The sequence below is a fragment of the Nitrincola alkalilacustris genome, assembly GCF_008973755.1.
In the GTDB taxonomy this organism is placed as follows: Bacteria; Pseudomonadota; Gammaproteobacteria; order Pseudomonadales; family Balneatricaceae; genus Nitrincola; species Nitrincola alkalilacustris.
The window spans coordinates 1-19,480 of record NZ_WBOM01000003.1; the positions used below are offsets into that span (position 1 = coordinate 1).

General features: G+C 53.9%; 19 protein-coding genes. 15 read left to right on the top strand and 4 right to left on the bottom strand.

The window, feature by feature from the left end; translation table 11 throughout:
* Positions 1–375: group II intron maturase-specific domain-containing protein (locus tag F7R27_RS05630; RefSeq protein ID WP_276612557.1), on the top strand; the 375-nt coding region annotated here is incomplete at its 5' end.
* 68 nt (positions 376–443) lie between these two features.
* Here the strand turns inward: F7R27_RS05630 and F7R27_RS05635 are convergent.
* On the bottom strand, positions 444–650 hold the full coding sequence (locus F7R27_RS05635) for a hypothetical protein (RefSeq protein ID WP_240776253.1): 207 nt from the start codon (positions 648–650) through the stop codon (positions 444–446).
* Positions 647–2,191 carry an ABC transporter substrate-binding protein gene (locus F7R27_RS05640; RefSeq protein WP_151703271.1) on the bottom strand — a complete coding sequence of 515 codons (1,545 nt, stop codon included), beginning with the start codon at positions 2,189–2,191 and terminating at the stop codon, positions 647–649. The genes F7R27_RS05635 and F7R27_RS05640 overlap by 4 nt, the downstream gene beginning before the upstream one ends.
* A 229-nt stretch (positions 2,192–2,420) precedes the next feature.
* Between F7R27_RS05640 and F7R27_RS05645 the strand changes: the two genes are divergently transcribed.
* From F7R27_RS05645 to F7R27_RS05660, 4 genes are all read left to right on the top strand, one after another.
* The gene (locus tag F7R27_RS05645) at positions 2,421–2,744 is read left to right on the top strand and encodes a DUF1244 domain-containing protein (RefSeq protein WP_151703272.1); all 324 of its coding nucleotides are present in this window, start codon (positions 2,421–2,423) and stop codon (positions 2,742–2,744) included.
* Entirely contained in the window at positions 2,741–3,262 is a 522-nt protein-coding gene (gene moaB, locus F7R27_RS05650) for a molybdenum cofactor biosynthesis protein B (RefSeq protein ID WP_151703273.1), read from the top strand. The genes F7R27_RS05645 and moaB overlap by 4 nt, the downstream gene beginning before the upstream one ends.
* An 8-nt stretch (positions 3,263–3,270) precedes the next feature.
* On the top strand, positions 3,271–4,476 hold the full coding sequence (locus F7R27_RS05655) for a molybdopterin molybdotransferase MoeA (RefSeq protein WP_206060415.1): 1,206 nt from the start codon (positions 3,271–3,273) through the stop codon (positions 4,474–4,476).
* Positions 4,477–4,658: 182 nt separating this feature from the next.
* Positions 4,659–5,786, top strand: coding sequence for a Fic family protein (locus F7R27_RS05660; RefSeq protein WP_151703274.1), 1,128 nt, complete (start codon positions 4,659–4,661; stop codon positions 5,784–5,786).
* A gap of 69 nt (positions 5,787–5,855) precedes the next feature.
* Here the strand turns inward: F7R27_RS05660 and F7R27_RS05665 are convergent, their stop codons facing one another.
* Complete coding sequence (locus F7R27_RS05665) at positions 5,856–7,943, bottom strand: sensor histidine kinase (RefSeq protein ID WP_151703275.1); 2,088 nt, start codon at positions 7,941–7,943, stop codon at positions 5,856–5,858.
* A 1-nt stretch (position 7,944) separates the two neighbouring features.
* The gene (locus tag F7R27_RS05670; protein WP_151703276.1) at positions 7,945–9,333 is read right to left on the bottom strand and encodes a sigma-54-dependent transcriptional regulator; all 1,389 of its coding nucleotides are present in this window, start codon (positions 9,331–9,333) and stop codon (positions 7,945–7,947) included.
* A 243-nt stretch (positions 9,334–9,576) separates the two neighbouring features.
* On the opposite strand from F7R27_RS05670, the gene F7R27_RS05675 reads away from it, so the two are divergent.
* From F7R27_RS05675 to F7R27_RS05715, 10 genes are all read left to right on the top strand, one after another.
* Positions 9,577–10,416, top strand: a complete 840-nt coding sequence (locus F7R27_RS05675) for an ABC transporter substrate-binding protein (RefSeq protein ID WP_240776254.1) — start codon at positions 9,577–9,579, stop codon at positions 10,414–10,416.
* A 67-nt stretch (positions 10,417–10,483) separates the two neighbouring features.
* Positions 10,484–11,191: an ABC transporter permease gene (locus F7R27_RS05680; RefSeq protein ID WP_151703277.1), complete on the top strand. Its 708-nt coding sequence runs from the start codon at positions 10,484–10,486 to the stop codon at positions 11,189–11,191.
* Between the two features lie 10 nt (positions 11,192–11,201).
* Positions 11,202–11,828 (top strand): ABC transporter ATP-binding protein, encoded by a 627-nt coding sequence (locus F7R27_RS05685; RefSeq protein ID WP_151703278.1) that lies wholly within the window; start codon positions 11,202–11,204, stop codon positions 11,826–11,828.
* A gap of 15 nt (positions 11,829–11,843) precedes the next feature.
* Complete coding sequence (gene mobA / locus F7R27_RS05690) at positions 11,844–12,416, top strand: molybdenum cofactor guanylyltransferase MobA (protein WP_151703279.1); 573 nt, start codon at positions 11,844–11,846, stop codon at positions 12,414–12,416.
* Positions 12,417–12,469: 53 nt separating this feature from the next.
* Entirely contained in the window at positions 12,470–13,039 is a 570-nt protein-coding gene (gene mobB, locus F7R27_RS18700) for a molybdopterin-guanine dinucleotide biosynthesis protein MobB (RefSeq protein ID WP_206060416.1), read from the top strand.
* Positions 13,040–14,341: a molybdopterin molybdotransferase MoeA gene (gene moeA, locus F7R27_RS05695; RefSeq protein ID WP_206060418.1), complete on the top strand. Its 1,302-nt coding sequence runs from the start codon at positions 13,040–13,042 to the stop codon at positions 14,339–14,341. It begins immediately after the preceding gene.
* Between the two features lie 15 nt (positions 14,342–14,356).
* Complete coding sequence (gene moaC / locus F7R27_RS05700; RefSeq protein WP_151703280.1) at positions 14,357–15,142, top strand: cyclic pyranopterin monophosphate synthase MoaC; 786 nt, start codon at positions 14,357–14,359, stop codon at positions 15,140–15,142.
* A gap of 2 nt (positions 15,143–15,144) precedes the next feature.
* Positions 15,145–15,603 carry a molybdopterin synthase catalytic subunit MoaE gene (gene moaE / locus F7R27_RS05705; protein ID WP_151703281.1) on the top strand — a complete coding sequence of 153 codons (459 nt, stop codon included), beginning with the start codon at positions 15,145–15,147 and terminating at the stop codon, positions 15,601–15,603.
* Positions 15,604–15,605: 2 nt separating this feature from the next.
* On the top strand, positions 15,606–16,613 hold the full coding sequence (gene moaA, locus F7R27_RS05710) for a GTP 3',8-cyclase MoaA (RefSeq protein WP_151703282.1): 1,008 nt from the start codon (positions 15,606–15,608) through the stop codon (positions 16,611–16,613).
* A gap of 91 nt (positions 16,614–16,704) precedes the next feature.
* Positions 16,705–19,329 carry a mechanosensitive ion channel domain-containing protein gene (locus F7R27_RS05715; RefSeq protein ID WP_151703283.1) on the top strand — a complete coding sequence of 875 codons (2,625 nt, stop codon included), beginning with the start codon at positions 16,705–16,707 and terminating at the stop codon, positions 19,327–19,329.
* Positions 19,330–19,480 lie beyond the last annotated feature (151 nt).

A 19,480-nucleotide genomic window follows, 5' to 3' on the forward strand; every position in this document is an offset into this window, starting at 1 on the left:
CTGACGAAGCGAAACCGGGGTGTGGGACTGGCGGCGATCATCCGCGAGCTGAATCCTGTGCTACGGGGCTTTAGCAATTACTTCCGGGTAGCGAACTGCGCAAGGGTATTGAAACAGGTGATGAAGTGGATACGGCGGAGGTTGCGCTGCATCCAGTTAAAGCAGTGGAAGAAGTCGAGCCGACTGCATCGTAGGCTGAAGCAACTGGGTTACCGCCCGCCGTTTCAGTTTATCAAGATGCAAAGCTGGCGAAATGCGGCGTCACCACTGGCACATCTGGCGCTGTCCAATAGCTACTTGCACGACGAACTGGGGTTGCTTGACTTAACCAAAGTGAAAACGGGTATCGCTGTCCCCGAGCTCGGGGTAAGTTAAAGGCATGAGCCGTATACGAGGCCCGTACGTACGGTTCTGTGAGAGGGATGAGGCGGTGACGCCTCACCCTACTCGATCAGTCCCAGTTCGGCACGCACCAGTTCAGCTGCACTGGCAGAGACATTATCCTGACCATAGCGACCGGCAGCGATGCGGTAGGCCATATCTCCCGGCAGAGAGCGCATCAGAATAAAGGTCAGAGTGCCGACCCCCCAGGCGACCATAAATGCCTGAATCAACCGGCGCATCAGGCTATTCAACAGCGTGTGCTTCATTTTGATGAGAGTTCCATTTCACTCAGAAAGTAGCTGCGCTCAAAGGGATCAAAACGGAAGTTCTGAACACGCTGATTCACCGCTGTCTGCTGGGTATAGAAGGCGATGGGGATGAGTGGCAGTTCCTCGGCTATCTGTCGGGCTATCGACTGCGCTGTCTGACGGTAGATTTCGGCACTTGTTTCTGTTTTCAACTGCTCGATGGCGGTAGGCACGTAAGCGTTGGTCCAGTTCATGGCACCCCAGTCACCGCCTTGCTCAGAGCCGAAATCAGCTATCATCACGCCCAGTGGATCCGCGATAAAGCCGTAGTTACGGGCAATCAAGGCCATCTCCAGCGAACCATCCTGATGGCCGGCTGGAATGGCGCTGGAGTTGGTGACCGATACATTGACCTCAATACCTATCTCGGCAAGCTGCGCCTGAATCGCAGTAGCCACAACAGTCAGCTCTGGACGGTCTGCGTAGGTGATCAGGGTCAGAGCAAAGCGTTCGTCATTGCGTGTCAGGACACCATCCGGGCCGGGAGTCCACTCCAGTGCGGCCAGTAGATCACTTGCTTGCTGCTGATCCTGAATCGCTGTTGGCAGGTCGTCCAGATACCAGTCTCCCAGTGAGGAGGGGACCAATTGGTTGGCTTCTGAGCCTGGTACCCTCAGAACAGCGCGGGCGATACCGCTTCTATCCAATGCCAGACTCAGGGCCTGACGTGCCTCTACCGGCCCCAGAAACGGATGGCCGCTGTTGATCTTGAGCAGAATCGTGCGCGGGATCAGATCAGAGTGGACTGCCACATGCTGTTCCCGATTGAGCATGTTGAGGCTGGCCGGATCAAGGGTAAAGGCGATGTCCGCCTGGCCGCTTCTGGCTTGGAGCACACGGCTCTCACCTCTGTGACCGGTCAGATACTCGGCATGGCTGATGGCAGCTTTGCCACCCCAGTATTGATCGAAACGGCTGACACCCAGTTTGTGTGGTGGTTGAAATGAGCTCAACTGATAAGGGCCAGTGCCCAGTAGCTGCTCCACCGAGCCATCTGCGAGGTAAGCTGCGGGGGAGAGGATGACATTGGCATAGTTGGCCAGTACGGCCGGGAGCAGGTTGTAAGGCTGTTGTAATCGTATAACCACTTGACCGGCATCAGCCTGTATCGATTCGATCGGCGCATTGCTCAGTGGGCCATGCTTTTCCAGCGCGCGAGTCAGGCTATTCGCAACGCTGGCTTCATCCATCAGTTGGCCATCATGAAACAACACCTGCTCGCGCAGTTGAAAACGCCACTCCAGCAGATCATCACTGACCTCCCAGGCAGTGGCCAAGCCTGCTTTCAGCGTGCCGTCCGCTTCGACATCCACCAGAGTCTCAACGATTTGCATGCGGGTATAGATGTAGCCACTCTGTGAAGGATCCAGATTGGTGAATTCAAAAGGGCCACTGATCGACAGGGTATCATTTGATGGCTGAGCCGGAAGCATTGCAGAAAACAGCAGACAACTGGAGCAGGTCAGTGCCAGCAGCAGTTTTGAGCGGATCTTTTTCATCGATCTATTCCTTGTAGAAAGTTTTCCAGGAGGTGATGGTAAGAAGTTGGAGGTGGGAGGGGAGTATAAATGAGAACCATACTTATTTGTTATGTTATAACAAAATATTTTCGTATAAGTTAATTCAATACGGATTCTGCATCGCCTTATTAAAGGGTGTGAAACCCTGTAGCCCCGAACCGCATATCAGGTTATGCTTTTTGTCTGATATGCCTTTGGAGCCAACAAGATGAAAGAGTTTGACACTAACACCCGGACAGAGCTTGAAGCGGCTGCCTTTCGTCGTTTACTGCAGCATCTGGATGACAACAAGGATGTGCAGAATATTGATCTGATGGTACTGGCCGATTTCTGCCGCAACTGCCTGGCCAAATGGCTGGTGGCAGCGGCTGAAGAGCGTGGTCATACGCTGGATTATGAAGTGGCCCGCGAATACATCTATGGGATGCCCTACAGCGAGTGGAAAACCCTGTATCAAAAGCCGACCACGCCTGAACAGATGGCTGCCTTCAATGCCAGAGAAGCGCGCAAGAAGGCGGAAACGTCATCATGAGTCAGGAGCAGATACCACTGAAAATTGCCGTGCTGACGCTGTCGGATACCCGCACGCTTGAGCAGGACCGCTCCGGTGATACGCTGGTTCAAATGCTTGAGGCGGCTGGCCACACACTGGTGGCGCGCGAATTGATTCCGGATGATGTGTATCGCATGCGGGCCGTTGTCAGTGGCTGGATTGCCGATCCTGAGGTGCAGGTGGTGCTGACGACCGGCGGAACCGGCTATGCCGGGCGAGATTCCACGCCCGAGGCGATGCGACCGCTGTTTGATACCGAAATAGAGGGGTTTGGTGAACTGTTTCGCCAGTTGTCACATGCCGAGATCGGCTCTTCCACCGTGCAATCCCGCGCTCTGGCCGGACTTGCCAATCGGACTGCCATCTTCTGTCTGCCTGGTTCGACCGGTGCCTGCAAGACCGGCTGGAACAACATTCTGGCTGAGCAGCTGGACAGTCGACACAAGCCCTGTAATTTTGTCGGCATACTGCTGCACGGCAAACAACTGCATAGCTGAACAGTGAGATGATGTTGAAACCCGATCTGATACCGGTTGAAAATGCGCTGAGTGCGATGCTGCAAGCAATAGCACCAGTCACGGAAAGTGAAGTGGTTATGTTGGAGGATGCGCTGGGGCGTGTCCTGGTAGATCCGGCTGTGGCGCAGGTGGATGTGCCACCGGCAGACAACAGCGCAATGGATGGTTATGCGCTGAATCTGGAGGATTTGCCTGCAACTCTGCCGATCAGTCAGCGTATTCCGGCAGGCCAGTCTCCGCTGTTTCTGACCCCGGGGACCTGTGCGCGAATCTTTACCGGCGCAGAGGTGCCACCCGGTGCAAACTGCGTGGTGATGCAGGAGACAGTGGTCCTGACGGATGATGGAGAGATCGCCTTTCCAGAAGATCTTGGGCTGGAACTGGGCGAGAATATTCGCCCACGAGGGCAGGATGTCCGCGTTGGTCAACAGATTGTGGAGGCGGGTCAGCGGCTTGATTACCGCCATCTTGGTTTGCTGGCGAGTGTCGGTGTGGAGCAGGTCAGGGTTTATCGACAGCTTACAGTCGCAATTCTCTGTACCGGTAGTGAACTGGTACAACCGGGGCAACCTCTGCAGCCTGGGCAGATCTATAATTCTAACCGCTTTCTGCTCAAGGGTTTCTTGCAGCAAAGAGGCGTTCAGGTGATGGATCTGGGCTCGGTAGAAGACACGCTAGAAGCGACTGTGGAAGTACTCAAGCAGGCATCCGCCGCAGATCTGATCATCTCCACCGGTGGTGTTTCGGTAGGTGAGGAGGACCATATACGCCCTGCGATTGAGATCCTCGGCGAGATCAGCCTCTGGCGACTGGCTATCAAGCCGGGTAAACCCCTGGCTTTCGGTCAGGTGCAAGGCGCGCCGTTTATTGGCCTGCCAGGCAACCCAGTGTCCACTTTTGTCGGGCTTCAGCTTTTCGTGCAGCCTGTTCTGCGAAAGCGTGCAGGCGAGAGGGGTGCTTTGCAGCAGAGCTTGCTCTGTGGTGTAGCCGAGTTCAGTGCAAAAACACAGATTCGTCAGGAGTATCTGCGAGCAAAACGCACCTGGCGCGATGGCCGCTGGTATCTGGAGACCTATCCGAATCAGAACTCCGGCGTATTGACCTCAGCTGTCTGGGCCGACTCACTGGTGGTGATGCCGCCCAATACTCAGGTACAGCCGGGGGATGAGGTGAGTTTCTTTTGTTATGGATAAGTCTATTAAGGCTGCCAGCGTGCCTGCTTCCGATGGTAAGACTTATGAGGTCGACTATTCCAATCAGAATGCTGTCTTCTGCAAACAATAATCGACTGTAAGTTGAGCTCAACTACCCATTGAGCCGAATACTTGCCATAATCGGCTCATAACTTGATCTGATTGGGTGAGGTATTCGGCTCATGTACATATGGGAACAACCCGACTGGCCACATTTTATCTGGGATGAGGTGATTCTCAAACCTAAATTGGACACTGTACGACTGTTGCAGGGTCGGTTGCTGGGTCGTACAGAAGTTGTCCCCGAGCAGGCAGGACTGGACGTGGAGATGGATGCGCTGATCCAGAACGCAATCCGCACCAGTGAGATTGAGGGTGAGCACCTGGATGTGGGCTCTGTGCGTTCGTCGGTTGCGCGTCACCTGGGTCTGGAGCGGGCTGGAATATCGGGCAGAACCACGCCAGAGTCCGAGTCGTTGGTCAGGTTGTTACTTGAAGCTACGCACCAACCAGATGAGTCTCTGTCTTGCGAACAGCTTTGCCAGTGGCAATCCATGCTTTTCCCTCATGGCCCCGGTCTGTTGCTCAAAATCCGTGTAGGAGAGCTGCGTGGCGAACAGCCCATGCAGGTGGTTTCCGGTCGATTGGATCGGCCCAAAGTGCACTTTGAGGCGCCTCCCCGGCATGGCCTTGATAATGAGGTGAATGCGTTTATTGAGTGGTTCAATCATCCTCCTGCCGGATTGGATTATCTGCTACGTGCAGGGATCGCTCATCTTTGGCTGATCACTCTGCACCCCTTCGATGACGGAAATGGGCGTGTCACTCGTGCTGTGACGGACCGGGCACTGGCACAGGCTGAACGGCAGTCTGTACGCTTTTACTCCTTGAGTGCTGCCATTATGGCTCGTCGCCATGCCTACTACGATCATCTTGAGCAGGCTCAGAGTGGCGGTCTGGATATTACTCGGTGGCTTGCCTGGTTTCTGGATACATTGGAAGAGGCCTTGCAGGATGCACTGTTACGAGTGGCGCGGGTATTGGTCAAAGCACGGTTCTGGCAGCGCCATGCCACTACAGTATTGAACGAGCGACAGATTAAAGTGCTGAACCGGTTGCTGGATACTGCTGGTGAGGCGTTTGAGCAGGGTATCAATGCCCGTAAGTATCAGTCTCTGGCCAAGGTCAGTAAGGCCACAGCGACAAGGGATCTGGCAGAGCTTTTAGACAAGGGTTGTTTGTGTAAACTGCCTGGAGGGGGGCGCAGTACTCGTTATGCTATTGCGATTGAAAGCATGGAAAATGAGTAAGTAATGCCAGTCCTGCAAGTACTGACTTTTAATTTATCCAGAGGATAGTCTCAATTGTAACAACTTCGCTCAAGCCACTCCCAGCCCAGCAAGCAACTGCTGCATGGTGGCTTCATCATCGTGGCGGATCAGCGCTTTTGCTCTGAGCAGAACGGTGAAGGTGCTGCCATGGCCCGGGGTGGATTTGACTCGCAGGTCACCACCATAACGGCGCGTCAGGCTGCGGCTGATCGACAACCCCAGGCCGTTGCCGCCCTCGCGTGTGGTAAAGAAAGGGTCGAAGATCTTGTCCAGCACCGCTTCACTTATCCCCTGGCCATAATCCTCAACATGAATGCAGACCCCCTCGGCACCATCCGGTGCATGCCAGGGGCGGGTGCGGACAAGGATATCGCCAGTGTGCTCCATGGCATTGGCTGCATTCAGCAGCAGATTGATCAACACCTGCTGTATCTGCTGGCGGTTACCTTCAACATCGCAGATCTCGGTAAAGTCCAACGCTATGCCGATCCCTTTCTTGTCCAGAGCATGGCGCACCAGCGCTTCGGTATCCTCAATGGTGCGGTTGATATCGATCACCTGCAACTGATCAATCACCTGATCGGGGCGACTGTATTGCAGCAGATTATTGATGATCGCCTGGATACGGTAAACCTGTTCGATAACAGTATCGATCTCCTCCTGCACATCGGCCGCATCTGGTCCGAGCTCCGCCTGGAGCAGGTCCATATGACCCAGAATTACGGCTGCGGGATTGTTGATCTCATGCGCGATGCCAGCGGTCAGCTCGCCCAGCACGGCCAGTTTCTCTTTGGTGAAGAGCTCTTCGCGGGTCGCCTTGAGCAGTTCAATATGCTCCTCCAGCTCCAGTGTCTTGCGTGTCAGACTCAGCGTGCGCTCTTCGACCAGATGCTCCAGACGTTCGGCAGACTGACGGATGGTGGACTGGCGTGCATCCAGCTCATTCAGCATCGCATCGAAGTGGTGGGCGAGATCGGCCATCTCATCCCCTGTTTCTAAACGTCCAATGCGTGCCTGATTATTGCCGGCTCGGACTTCCATGACAGACTGGTGTATCCGCTTAACCGGGGCGAAGAGTCGGCTGGCACTTCGCCAGACCAGTAATGCCGAAATCAGCAAAATAATCGCCAGTATGGCGCCCAGTTCCAGAAGTGTGCGCAGGTAGGCGCGGATAAAGGGTCCTTCCGAAAAGCCGGCATAGAGTACGCCGATCAACTGGTTGTGCAGATCATAGATCGGTTCATAGGCGCTGACATACCAGTCGCTGACAACAAAGGCGCGATCCAGCCACATCAACTCCTCGCCCAGCACTCGGTTGTATACCTCTTCGGATATGCGGGTACCGATGGCGCGTTCCTGCAGCGTGTCCGTCAATTGTGAACCGGGTGCCGGCACATTAGTCGTGATACGGGTGTCATCCAGAAACAGGGTAACGGTTCCGATACCGCCTTCAGGCAGTGTGTCGGGGCCATAGACCAGCTCGCGGATGGTATCCACAAACTGCAGATTGTGATTCAGCATCACGCCGCCATCCAGCAGATATGCCGGGTCGCCATTGGCATCAAAAACAGGATAGAGGGTACGGACAAACATGGCTCGTGTTTCACGAGACTTATCAGATGGGCGAGCACGTGGTGTCGGAACAACCTGAATGGTGGCCTGCTCGGCCAGATCCGGATGAACTCGCTGCATCTCATCCTGCTCAATAACAGACAACCCTTTGATACCTTTGCCTTCAAGAGCCTGAGCGATCAGTGGTGCCAGACTGGGTTCGTTCTGCCGTGCCTGTTCCAGTTGTTGCATATCCAGCAGACGAAGAAAATCAAAATCATGGCGATCGCGAATCTGGTTTACCAGTGCATTCAGCAAGGGGCGTTGCTCATCTGTCAGATTTTTGTGCACGTGCCAGGCATTGCTCAACTGTTGCAGCCGCTCAAGCTGCCGATTCTGCATCATCTGCAGGGTGCTTCTGGCTACCGACAGGTCTGCCGCCACTTTCATGTAGAGTTGGCGATTGACATAGCTGCTGGTCCAGTAAGCGGTCAAACCGATCAAGGCCAGAAGTGTCAGCACAATGGGAATCAGTGTCAGCGTCAGCAGCTTACCCTTGACGGACTGATGAAGTGGGAGAGACATTTCAGCTCTGCTCGGTGGATTCTATCAGCGGCTCATCCTGCCAGGCGATCAGCTTGCGCTCCAGCGTCTTGCGGGCAATACCCAACTGACGGGCTGTGGCTGACTTGTTTCCTTCGCAGGCCTCCAGCACACGCAGAATATGGCGTCGCTCCACCTCATCCAGAGGCCAGCAACTTGGATATCCGGGCGTTCGCCCGTTCAGGCTGTCCTGTGCGGTCAGCTCATGCAGGGGCAGGTGTCCGAGCAGAATGCAGCGCTCGATAAAGTTCTTCAACTCACGGATATTACCTGTCCAGTGATGTGCCTGCATCGCCATCAGGTCTTCGTGCGAGAAGGGCACGGCAGGCAAGCCAAGCTCTTGCGAGAGTTTGCGCGAAAAATAGTGAGCGAGCTGTGGGATATCCTCTGCCCGTTCACGCAGGGGAGGCAGGGTCAGTGTCAGCACATTGAGGCGATAGAAGAGATCCTCACGAAAACGACTGGCCTGAACTTCATCGGCAAGCGAGCGATTGGTAGCTGCGAGGATACGTACATCAATGGGTATCTCCTGCTCACTGCCCACCGGCCTGACTGTTTTCGATTCCAACGCGCGCAGCAGTTTGGCCTGCATGCTCAGGGGCAGTTCGCCTATCTCATCCAGAAACAGCGTGCCACCGCTGGCAAAGTTGAACAGCCCTTCACGAGCTCTGTCTGCACCAGTGAATGCACCCTTGGTGTGGCCGAACAGTTCTGCTTCCAATAATTCAGGTGCTATGGCGCCGCAATTCACCGGTACATAAGGACCATCCCGGCCGGACTGCTGATGCAGTGCTCTGGCAACCAGCTCCTTACCGGTACCGGACTCACCCTCGATCAGTACGGCCGAAGGGGTAGGTGCAACGCGTTGAATCACAGCCTCGAGGCGTTTGATGCCGGGGCTGTCGCCGAGCATGGGGCTGTCGGTTTCAACCAGTTGAGTCATCTCACGGCGCAGCAGAAAATTCTCTCTGGCCAGTTGTCGCCTCTGCAGCACACGTCTGACCGCATTCATCATTTGCTCAAGGCGAAAGGGCTTCAGGATGAAGTCGGCTGCACCCACGCGCAGTGCCTGTATGGCTGTATCCAGTTCGGCATAGGCGGTCATGAAAATCACGTCGCTGTGACGGTTGGGGTCTTCAAGGGCTTCATACCACTCGATGCCGGATCGACCGGGCAGTTTGACATCAAGAATGATCAGGTCAAAATGGCAACGCTTGCGCAGCTCTTCCGCCAGTTCAATGCTGCCAGCCACCTCTACCAGGCCAAAATGTTTTTGCAGGGCTTTCTGCAGAAACGAGCGCATACCCGCTTCATCATCAACCACCAGAACTGATGCTGACCGGCAAAGATTGAAATCCTGCAGAATTGACATAGACAGACTCGGTTATTGTTATGTTTTAAAAAATGAGACTTATTGTCTCTATTGGATATGTCGGTGGGTTATTCTGACCCATCCATTTGATCAGCGTCCAGTAAAATACCTATTACTTTAGGCTAATATCAAGCGGCTTGCCTTGACAGATCAAGGCCTTGGCAGGCTTTTAAGCCCTATCTGGCCTTTAAATTGCTTATCATTATCTGGATATACACGATTACACGTATAAGAGATCACATCATGACAAAAAGGGGAGTTGCCCGCAGGTCACTTACCTGTGTGATGCTGCTGTTTTTTACAGTAACAGTTATTGCAACTGTTACTACCGCTGCTCAGGCCAGAGAGATGCTGCGTTTGGCAACAACAACCAGTACTTACAACTCGGGTCTTCTGGATTATCTGTTACCGCACTTTGAGGCAGAGCATGACACCACCATTCATGTGATATCAGTGGGTACGGGAAAGGCACTGAGACTGGGGCAGGACGGTGATGTCGATCTGGTCATGACACATGCTCCCGAAGCTGAAGCACGTTTCGTCGCTGACGGCCACGGCATTGATCCTCGTTCGTTGATGTACAATGACTTTGTTATTGTTGGCCCACAGGCTGATCCGGCTGGGATCAGCGAGCAGGATTCGGTGGTGGAGGTATTTCGCGCCATCGCTGCTGAGCAAGCCATATTTGTATCAAGAGGGGATGATTCAGGCACGCATATCAAAGAGCTTGAGATCTGGCAGCAGGCGGCGGTGGAACCTCCTTTTGCAGGGTATCGAGCAGTCGGTCAGGGCATGGGGCAGGTATTGTCGATTGCCGATGAGATGGAAGGCTATACACTGGCAGACCGCGGTACCTGGCTGGCGATGCGTGCCAGACTGGATGCAGCGCTGCTGTTTCAGGGGGATGAGGTACTGTTCAATCCCTATCAGGTGATTCTGGTGAGTCCCGCGCGTCATCCGGATGCGAATCATGATCTGGCCCGGAAACTATCAGACTGGCTTGTTTCTGAAGAGGGTCAGGCGTTGATAAACAGCTTCAAGGTTGATGGAGAGCAGCTTTTCTTTGCCAATCACCAGCCATGAACTCTATGATTTGCTGTATTTTCCAGGTATCCATTCATAAGCCGTAAGATGAGATAAGCAGTCGTTAATGGATTCATTGATACAGGCAACATGTGCAGCGCTTAAGCTGCTGTTTTCAGGTGATGCAGTTCTCTGGGAGATCATCATGGTCTCCTTTCGTGTATCGCTGACGGCTCTGTTCATCTCCTTGCCTCTGGCATTGCTGGCAGGTTTTGCGTTGAGCTTCTGGCGTTTTCCCGGCCACTGGATAGTGGTCACGCTGAACAATACCTTGTTGGCGATCCCAACGGTGGTGATCGGATTGATACTGGTGCTGCTGTTATCGCGCAGCGGTCCCTTCGGTGATCTGAGGCTGCTGTTCACTCAGCCCGCCATGATCATCGGACAGATACTGATCTGTTTTCCGTTGCTGGTCGCCATGCTGCATGCTGCCTACCAGGGCGTGTCGCGCCATGCCTGGGAGACAGCCCGCTCACTCGGGTGCTCGCGCCTGTATACCCTGTGGTTGATCACGCTTGAGGTGCGTTTTGCGGTGCTGGCCGCGGTAGTGATGGCTTTTGGCCGCATTGTGGCCGAGGTGGGGTGCGCCATGATGGTCGGTGGAAATATCGCCGGTTACACACGCACCATCACCACCTCAATCGCACTGGAAACCACTAAAGGTGAATATGTCCAGGGCATCGCACTGGGTATTGTTCTCCTCACGCTGGCGCTGGTATTGAATGTGATCGTGGGCGTCAGTCGTGGTCGCAGTATTCAGAGTGTCACGCAATGAGGCAGCTTGCATGAGTCATCTGCTGGAGGCCTGGAAGCTCGAACAACAGTTCGATGGTAAACGCTTATGGCAGATTGAGCAGCTGACCTGGCGGCAGGGGGAGTCTATCCACCTGGTTGGGGTTAACGGCAGTGGCAAGACTACCCTGATGAAGGTACTCTCGGGGCTGATTCAGCCGACACATGGGAAATTGTTGCTGGATAATCGACAACTGAAAGTCGGTACTTGTTGTTATCTGCACCAGCATCCCTATATGTTTGATAAGCGTGTTGTAGATAATCTGCGCCTTGTCGCTATCAAGGGCGTCAGCCGGCAGGCACGCGAAGAGCGGATCAAAGAGGCGCTGAGCTGGGCGGGCCTTGAGCACAAGGCGCACCAACAGGCGAGAACTCTGTCAGGAGGTGAGCGGCAGCGGCTGGCGATGGCGCGTGCCTGGCTATTGCGGCCAGCCTTCTGGTTGCTGGATGAACCGGCAGCCAATCTGGATACGGATGCTGTGGAACAGTTAGTGGCACTGATTCGCAGTTTGCAGGAGCAGGGTGCCGGTATACTGCTGAGCTCACACCAGACAACTGCACTCAGTGCGATCTGCGAGCAGCGCTGGGTGCTGAGTAATGGACAATTGCTGCATTATTGAAACGCAGAGGGAACTATGACATTGGCAAAAGAGAAAATAACGGCAGTTGTGCTCGCTGGCGGCAGAGGTCAGCGAATGGGTGGGGAAGATAAAGGCTGGGTGCTCTATCAGGAAAAACCCTTGATCGAACATATTATTGAGCGGCTGTCGCCTCAGGTGGGTGAGTTGATCATCAATGCTAATCGTAATATTGATCGCTACTCATCACTGGGCTATTCGGTGTTCAAGGACCTGGATGAGGGTTTTCAGGGGCCGTTGATGGGGATCGCTACCGGACTGACGCATGCCACCGGAGATTGGGTGGTATTCGTGCCCTGTGATGGCCCTTTCATACCATTGGATCTTGTTGCCAGGCTCAGTGCCGAAGCGGTTCGAAGTGAACAGCCGATCGTAGTGGCCAGTGATGGTGAGTGGTTGCAGCCGATGGTGGTGATGATGCGACGCTCAGTGTTACCTGAGCTGATGAAGGCTCTGGCTGCGAACGAACGCAAGCCGGATCGCTGGTATGCCTCGGTGGGGATGTCGGAGGTCAGTTTTCCGCCGGAAATGCTGCATAACTTCAATCGTCCGGAAGATATCAAGTCCTGATGTTATTAAAGCCTGAAATTATTAATTGATAGTGCGACAGAGTTGGATGGCTGATGAATGAAAATAAAGCGCTGCCCCTGATCGGTTTTGCTGCCTGGAGTGGCACTGGCAAGACAACCCTGCTCAAAGCCCTGTTGCCCAGATTGAAGCAGCGCGGCATTCGAGTCGGCTGTATCAAGCATGCACATCATGAGTTTGATGTCGATAAACCCGGCAAAGACAGCTATGAAATTCGTCATGCCGGTGCCAGTCAGATGCTTATCGCATCGCAAAAGCGCTGGGCCTTGATGGTGGAGGATGCACGTGAGACAGACCCCTCTCTGCAGGAGATGCTGCAGCATCTGGATCACAGGAACCTGGATCTGATACTGGTTGAAGGGTTCAAGGCGGAAGCCTACCCGAAAATTGAGCTGTATCGTGCTGAAGTCGGTAAACCCTGGCGTTACCATGAAGATGAACATATCGTGGCAGTGGCCTGCGATGAGCCGGATCAGATACCGGCCGATTGCACACTGCCCAGATTGAACCTGAACGACCTGGATGAGATCGAAACCTTTGTACTGAGTTATTGTGGCTTAATGGCTCATACTCAGAATCAGGCTGAACGGCAGAAGAGGTGCTGAATGACTGAAGTTGCCGCTCCTTCCTGTTTCGACTATATCACCCCGGGTAACCGCCATCTTACGCTGGAGGAGGGGGTGGAGCTGATTCTGTCTGCAGTGACAACCAGGCCCGCAATTGAGTCGATTGAGTTGCAGCAGGCATCAGGGCGCATACTGGCAAGTGATATTGTGGCACCCATGAATGTGCCGCAGCGAATCAATGCCGCGATGGATGGTTTTGCGCTGAAGGGCGCAGAGCTGAAAACCCTTGATCAGTGGCAGGTACTGGGTGAGCAACTGGCGGGGCAGGATCACTCATTTCAGGCAGATGCCGGTCAGGCGGTGAGGATCACTACCGGCGCGCCGATGCCCAGTGGCACTGATACGGTTGTCATGAAAGAGATGACACAGCAGCAGGGTAATCTGTTGCTGATTAAAGACGCTGATCGTATCAAGATCGGGTCCAATGTACGTCAGGCCGGTGAAGATATCCGGCTGGGCAGTAGCGTATTGAAGGCAGGTCAGTCCCTGGGGCCGGTTGAGACAGGGTTGCTGGCATCACTGGGATTTGCGCGGATAGAGGTGTTCAAGAGGGTGTCAGTGGCGATCTTCTCGACCGGTGATGAGGTCACGCTACCCGGTCAACCTCTCGGGAGTAGTGGTATCTACGATACCAATCGTTTCACTTTGCATGCACTGTTGCAGGCACTCGGTTGTGACGTACAGGATCTGGGTATTATACCGGATGATCCTGATGCGGTTTACGAGGCACTGGATAGCATTCGGGGAAAAGTTGATCTGGTGGTCACGTCTGGTGGCGTTTCCGTGGGTGAAGCGGATTTCATCAAGCAGGCCCTTGCCAGCCTGGGGTCGACCGGTTTCTGGCAACTGGCGATCAGGCCGGGACGACCTCTGGCGTTCGGGCAATTGGGCAGGGATGAAGATGAGCGGCGCAGTCTGTTCATGGGGTTGCCGGGTAATCCCGTGGCCGTCATGGTAACCGCCATGCTGTTGGTACAACCGCTGATTCGCCGACTTCAAGGGCAGACAGGTTGGACTCCGACTATCCTTAAGGCTGTCTCTGATGAGAAAATGGTCAGTAGAAAAGGGCGCAGTGATTTCCATCGTGGTGTCTTTTACAGCGATGAGCAGGGGGTTCTGAGAGTCAGAACAACCGGCTCGCAGGGCTCAGGTATTCTGACCTCCATGCAACAAGGGAACTGTCTGATCAGAATAACGGATGATCAGGCAGAGATTGAGCCTGGAGCGGTTGCTGAGATCTATCCATTTTACAGCTGGCTTCCCGGTTTTACCGGAGCCTGAAGAGAAGGTTCTGATATGAATAAGCTGACACATCTGGATGCCCGCGGGCAGGCACGGATGGTTGATGTTTCCGAGAAAAAGGTGACAGCCCGCACCGCGACAGCCTCTGCGCGAGTGCGCATGAGTGCCGCAACACTGCAGCATATCGTGGAGGGAACTCACGCCAAGGGCGATGTACTGGCCACAGCCCGCATAGCCGGAATTCAGGCGGCCAAGCGCACGCCAGATCTGATCCCGCTGTGTCATCCTCTGATGCTGAGCAAGGTCACTGTTGATCTGATCCCGGATGCATCGTTACCGGGCGTATTGGTCGAAGCAACCTGTAAACTGGCTGGTCAGACAGGTGTCGAGATGGAAGCCCTGACTGCGGCATCTGTTGCGGCTCTGACGCTCTATGACATGTGCAAGGCCGTCGATAAGGGTATGGTGATAGAAGATATCAAGGTGCTGGAAAAAACCGGAGGCAAATCGGGTGACTGGACCTATGAATCGATGCAGCATGCTGATTCGAAGCCAGTAGTAGAGACCAAAACGGCGGTGGGACCTCAGCTGCAGGTGCGTTTCTTTGCAGAATTGCGCGAAGCACTGTCTGAGGATGAGTTGTCAGTTGAGTTGGGTGAAGGGGAGGAGACAACAGTTGCTGCTCTGATTGAACAGATCAAGGCTAAAGGTGAGCCCTGGGCAACGGTCCTGAATCGGCCCAACTTACTGGTTGCAGTGAACCGCGAAATGAGTCATCCTGACTCTGTGGTCAGGTTTGGTGACGAGGTGGCTTTCTTTCCTCCCGTCACAGGTGGTTGATGATGAATCAGGTACGTGTACAGACAGAGAACTTTAACCTGGGGCTGGAGGTGGATAGCCTGACAGCTGGACGAACCGATATCGGTGCCGTCACCAGTTTTGTCGGCTATGTGCGAGACTTCAATGAGCGGCCTGAAGTAGAAGCGCTGACACTGGAGCATTACCCGGGCATGACCGAAGCGCAACTGATGCAGATCGCAGACGAGGCGGATCAGCGCTGGCCACTCCAGGGTATGAGAATAGTACATCGTGTCGGCCGGTTGGAGCCGGGCGATCAAATAGTGTTGGTGGTGGTTGCCTCCGCACACAGACAGGCAGCATTTGAAGCATGTCACTTCGTTATGGACTATCTTAAAACGCGTGCCCCTTTCTGGAAAAAGGAGCACACGGCAAGCGGTGACTACTGGGTCAGCGCCCGCGACAGTGACAGCCACGCAGCCAAGCGTTGGGAGAAAAAATAACCATGAATTCACTCATCACACCCGCAACACAACTGGTTGACCGTTTCGGTCGACAGGTCAGGTATGTGCGCCTGTCCGTTACGGACCGTTGCGACTTCCGTTGCGTCTACTGCATGAGTGAAAAAATGACCTTTCTGCCCAGAGATCAGGTGCTGACACTGGAAGAGATAGGGCGTATTGCACACGTATTCACTGAGCTGGGAGTCGAAAAGATCCGACTCACCGGGGGGGAACCACTGGTCCGGCGAGGTGTGCTGGAACTGGTGGATTATATCGGCTCGCTCGGCCTCAGGGATTTCGCCATGACCACCAATGGCAGTCAGTTACCCCACATGGCAAAAGCCCTGAAAGCGGCGGGTCTGAAACGGCTCAATGTCAGTCTGGACTCTCTTGATGCGGATAAATTCAGACGTATCACCCGTATTGGTGATCTCAATAAAGTGCTTGAAGGCATAGACGCCGCACGCGAGGCTGGTTTTGAGCGGATCAAGCTCAATGCCGTAGTCATGCGGGGGCGTAATGATGATGAAGTGCTGGATCTGGTGGAGCTGGCGCGTGAGCGTGGGCTGGATATCAGCTTTATCGAAGAGATGCCACTGGGGCACATCTCGGACCACACCCGTGACGAAACCTACTGCTCCAGTGATGATGTGCGTGACATCATTGAAACCCGATACTCACTGTCTCCCACCTCAACTCAGACTGCTGGCCCTTCGCGTTATTATGCGATGGCCGACAGCGACAGTCAGATAGGCTTTATTTCACCTCACAGTCATAACTTCTGTGGTGACTGTAATCGGGTGCGTGTCACAGTCGAGGGCAGGCTGTTGCTCTGCCTCGGTAATGAGCATTCGGTTGATCTGAAAGAGGTCCTGAGGCAGTATCCAAAGGACAATGAGCCTCTTCGCCAGACCATCATTGATGCGATGGATCTGAAACCCGAGAAGCACCACTTCACCACCGATGGTGATGTGCAGATCGTACGCTTCATGAATACAACGGGTGGATAATCCACTTGTAGTCATACTATGATGGTGAACAGCCCTCGATCAGCCAGGAAGGGTGTTTCTTCATAACCAGGTATGGGTGTTCTGCAATATCATGAAACTGTTTTTACCCTCTGTTTCAATCCGCTGGTCTCTTCACCTGACCTTGCTGGTGTTATTGTGCCTTAGCCTGCCGATCGGCTTTGCCCAGACCGATCCTGTTCGCCAGTTCGAACCGGATGCCCGTGAGCTGTTACAGCAAAAAGTGACAGAACTGACGATAAAACACCAGGAGTTGACGGAGCGCCTGCAAGAGGTGCGATCTCAGCAGCAGCGACTGAGTACCAGTGAAGAAACCCTCAATGAATACCTTGCAGCCTTGCAGGGCAGCTTCCTGATCTACCGAGTGCTGCAGGAACAGCGTCTCGGGCTGCCTCAGCCGATCAGGGATCCTGAGTTATCTGATTTTATTGCTGGCCTGCGCCTGCAGCAATTTGAAGTAGCGCAGCAGCGGCGTACCAATCGTGAATCCCGCACACGTGACCCTGCCGAACTGCTGCAGTTGCAGGAGATCATCGACCGGATACTGAGCACCTCTGTTGTGTTGCAGCAGGAGCAGCGAGATCTGATCAGCTCCAGTGAACGCATACGCATGCGACTGGATGAAAGCCTGTTCTGGATTCCCAGTAATCGGCCATTGAATCTGAACTGGTTTCTCTTACTTCCCAAGAACGCTGCCATACAGATCAAGGAGTTGGTAACACAGATCAGTGTCCGGCCTGACTTGAAGCATCCCCTGGAGCAGGTGGCTGGCGCCACGATGTTATTGTTGTTGGCATTTTTCTGCTGGTTCGGGCGGGAGCGATTACGTTACCGTATCTCAGAGATAAATCAGCTGTTCAGGAACTATACCCAGCAACGCTATTACAGCTTTATTGCCATAGCAGAGGCAGTCCCGTTGCCACCTCCAAACCCCTGGTTGACCCCGCAGGCGCTTCTGGCCGTTGCTGCCCGCGTGTTGCCGGGGCCACTGTTGCTCAGTGCTGCAGGGGTGTTGATGTTTCAGTCGGCAGATTCGGGTGTGCCGGGGCTTGGCCAGGGCTTGATCGCCATAGCCTTGAGCTGGTTTGTGGTGCGCTTTATGGGCCAGATAGTGGGAGACAGTCGCATTGCAGAACATCACTTTGGCTGGTCTGATCAGCAAAGGCGAGAGCTGCTCTGGTTTCTGAAGAAGTTGATCTGGGTTTTGTTGCCCACCAGCTTTGTTCTGGCACTTGCAGAACAGCAGACACTGGCACTGAACCGGGATGTGATCGGCATGCTGGTGTTGATCGTCAGTTTTACGACCATATCCTGGTTGTTCTTTCGTCTGCTCCGGCGCCTGCCTCTGATCTACAACTCACAAGGTATCCACTGGCTGGTTATGATTGTGCTGGTGCTGTTGCCGCTGGCGCTGGTAGTGATGACAATGATGGGCTACTACTACACCAGTCTTAAGCTGACAGGGCGCGTACTCGCAACCTTCTATCTGTTGACTGGATGGGTGATTGCCGAGGCAGTGATCATGCGAGGAATAGAGCTGGGCACGGAGCGGCTACGCCACCAGCGCATGATGAAGGAACGTGAGCTGGCCCAGAAGCAAGCTGCTGCCAGTGACGGGGAAAGTAACAGTGATCCTGACCTTGAAGCGTTGCCACAGTTGGATATTGACCAGATCCGCAATCAGACCTTGCGTCTGGGACGGTTTGCGCTGCTGCTGGCATTCGGTGTAGCGACTTATGCTGTCTGGTACGATCTGTTGAGTACGTTCCATTATCTTGATCATCTAGTCCTCTGGGAATATGGCAGTGGCGACTCACCTTTACCGATCAGCCTGAGTGATTTCCTGACCTTTCTGTTCATTATAGGTTTTACCATTTTTCTGGCCGGTAACCTGCCAGGCTTGCTCGAAATGCTGGTTCTGTCACGGCTGAATCTGCAACAGGGCAGTGCCTATGCCATTACAACGCTGATGAACTACACCATCACTGCGATCGGTCTGGTGTTTGCGCTCTCTTCGCTGGGTGTCAGCTGGGATAAGTTGCAATGGCTGGTGGCGGCACTCAGTGTGGGATTGGGCTTTGGTCTGCAGGAGATATTCGCCAATTTCGTATCTGGTCTGATTATTCTATTTGAGCGTCCGATCAGAATCGGTGATGTGGTTACACTGGATAATGTGTCAGGTCGTGTGCGGCAGATACGTATACGAGCAACGACCATCACTGATTTTGACCGCAAGGATATTATTGTTCCGAACAAGACATTTGTCACTGGGCAATTGATCAACTGGTCATTGACCGATACGGTGACGCGGGTAGTGGTCAAGGTCGGTGTCGCCTACGGATCTGACCTTGAACGTACACGCGAGATACTGCTTGAAGCGGCGCGGATCAATGATCGCGTGTTGAGTGACCCAGAGCCTCAGGTGCTGTTTCTGAGCTTCGGTGACAGCACATTGGATCATGAACTGCGTATCCATGTGAAGGAGCTATATGATCGCAATCCAGCGATTGATGAGATCAATCGACATATCGATCGTGAGTTTAAAAAATCCGGCATCGAGATCTCCTTCAAGCAGCTGGATATCCATCTGCGAAACTCCGAAGGGCTTGAAAAGCTGGTGACACAGCAAGCCAGGCCTCTAGCCCCTGATGCGGGCGTCAAGCAGGCGCCTGTTAAGGGAAGTGGGGATGTAGAGTGAGCTAATATGTCTGGCTTGATGCTCATGCAAAGATATGAATTGATGAGATATAAATACAAAAAGGGCCAATAGGCCCTTTTTGTTTGGAGCTGAGTGCTTGGTTCTGAATGCTGAACCGAATATTTGGAGCAAGTATTTTTTTGACGTACGG

Bases quoted from the DNA above. Each gene is read 5' to 3' on its own strand.
- F7R27_RS05635 (WP_240776253.1), bottom strand. From the start codon at position 650: ATGAAGCACACGCTGTTGAATAGCCTGATGCGCCGGTTGATTCAGGCA.
- F7R27_RS05640 (WP_151703271.1), bottom strand. From the start codon at position 2,191: ATGAAAAAGATCCGCTCAAAACTGCTGCTGGCACTGACCTGCTCCAGT.
- F7R27_RS05645 (WP_151703272.1), top strand. From the start codon at position 2,421: ATGAAAGAGTTTGACACTAACACCCGGACAGAGCTTGAAGCGGCTGCC.
- moaB (WP_151703273.1), top strand. From the start codon at position 2,741: ATGAGTCAGGAGCAGATACCACTGAAAATTGCCGTGCTGACGCTGTCG.
- F7R27_RS05655 (WP_206060415.1), top strand. From the start codon at position 3,271: ATGATGTTGAAACCCGATCTGATACCGGTTGAAAATGCGCTGAGTGCG.
- F7R27_RS05660 (WP_151703274.1), top strand. From the start codon at position 4,659: ATGTACATATGGGAACAACCCGACTGGCCACATTTTATCTGGGATGAG.
- F7R27_RS05665 (WP_151703275.1), bottom strand. From the start codon at position 7,943: ATGTCTCTCCCACTTCATCAGTCCGTCAAGGGTAAGCTGCTGACGCTG.
- F7R27_RS05670 (WP_151703276.1), bottom strand. From the start codon at position 9,333: ATGTCAATTCTGCAGGATTTCAATCTTTGCCGGTCAGCATCAGTTCTG.
- F7R27_RS05675 (WP_240776254.1), top strand. From the start codon at position 9,577: ATGACAAAAAGGGGAGTTGCCCGCAGGTCACTTACCTGTGTGATGCTG.
- F7R27_RS05680 (WP_151703277.1), top strand. From the start codon at position 10,484: ATGGATTCATTGATACAGGCAACATGTGCAGCGCTTAAGCTGCTGTTT.
- F7R27_RS05685 (WP_151703278.1), top strand. From the start codon at position 11,202: ATGAGTCATCTGCTGGAGGCCTGGAAGCTCGAACAACAGTTCGATGGT.
- mobA (WP_151703279.1), top strand. From the start codon at position 11,844: ATGACATTGGCAAAAGAGAAAATAACGGCAGTTGTGCTCGCTGGCGGC.
- mobB (WP_206060416.1), top strand. From the start codon at position 12,470: ATGAATGAAAATAAAGCGCTGCCCCTGATCGGTTTTGCTGCCTGGAGT.
- moeA (WP_206060418.1), top strand. From the start codon at position 13,040: ATGACTGAAGTTGCCGCTCCTTCCTGTTTCGACTATATCACCCCGGGT.
- moaC (WP_151703280.1), top strand. From the start codon at position 14,357: ATGAATAAGCTGACACATCTGGATGCCCGCGGGCAGGCACGGATGGTT.
- moaE (WP_151703281.1), top strand. From the start codon at position 15,145: ATGAATCAGGTACGTGTACAGACAGAGAACTTTAACCTGGGGCTGGAG.
- moaA (WP_151703282.1), top strand. From the start codon at position 15,606: ATGAATTCACTCATCACACCCGCAACACAACTGGTTGACCGTTTCGGT.
- F7R27_RS05715 (WP_151703283.1), top strand. From the start codon at position 16,705: ATGAAACTGTTTTTACCCTCTGTTTCAATCCGCTGGTCTCTTCACCTG.